Source organism: Streptomyces sp. sk2.1, from assembly GCF_008120935.1.
Taxonomy (GTDB): Bacteria; Actinomycetota; Actinomycetes; order Streptomycetales; family Streptomycetaceae; genus Streptomyces.
In genome coordinates, this window is the sequence record NZ_RDBO01000196.1 from 1 (window position 1) to 801 (window position 801).

Genomic DNA, 801 nt, shown 5'->3' on the forward strand with positions numbered 1-801 from the left:
TGCGCGGGAGCGCGGGAGGTGCTTACCCAGGGTCCCCTTACGCTTGCCGGCCCCTGACAGCGGGCCGGGCCGCCGTCATCCTTCCCCTGCCTGCCCAAGATTCCAGGCATGGCTGTGGCGGGACCACAGAGTGTCAGGGTGGTCCGCTCCGAGAACACGTGCCCGGTCCGCAGCCAGTTCGGCAAACAACCTCGCCGCCTCCGCACGCTCACCCGCCTTCTCGAGATTCTGGGCGTGGCCGGAGCGGGATCGCAGGGTTTCGGGGTCATCGGCTCCGAGAACACGTGCCCGGTCCGCGGCCACCTCGGCCAACAACCTCGCCGCCTCCGCATGCTCACCCGCCTGCCCAAGATTCCAGGCGTGCCGGTAGCGGGACCGCAGGGTGTCAGGGTGGTCCGCTCCGAGAGCGCGTGCCCGGTCCGCGGCCACCTCAGCAAACAACCTCGCCGCCTCCACACGCTCACCCGCCGCAGCAAGATTCCAGGCATGGCTGTAGCGGGACCGCAGGGTGTCAGGGTGGTCCGCTCCGAGAGCGCGTGCCCGGTCCGCGGCCACCTCAGCAAACAACCTCGCCGCCTCCACACACTCCCCCGCGTGTTCGAGATTCCAGGCGTGCTGGTGGCGGGAGTGGAGGGTGTCGGGATGATCGGGGCCCAGGATGCGTGCCCGGTCCGCGGCCAGTTCGGCCATCAGTCGTGCTGCTTCTCGGGGGCCGGTGGTGTGGTTCGTTTGTTGTGCTTGCTGGTGTTGGTGGATCAGGTCTTCTTGGGTGGGTGTGGGAGGTGTGGTTGGTGGTGGGGT

1 protein-coding gene is annotated in these 801 nt (G+C 68.8%); it reads right to left on the reverse strand.

Features of this window, described 5'->3' with window-relative positions:
* Nucleotides 1–75 precede the first annotated feature (75 nt).
* On the reverse strand, nt 76–801 hold a 726-nt coding region (locus EAO76_RS42365), incomplete at its 5' end, for a tetratricopeptide repeat protein (RefSeq protein WP_148841543.1).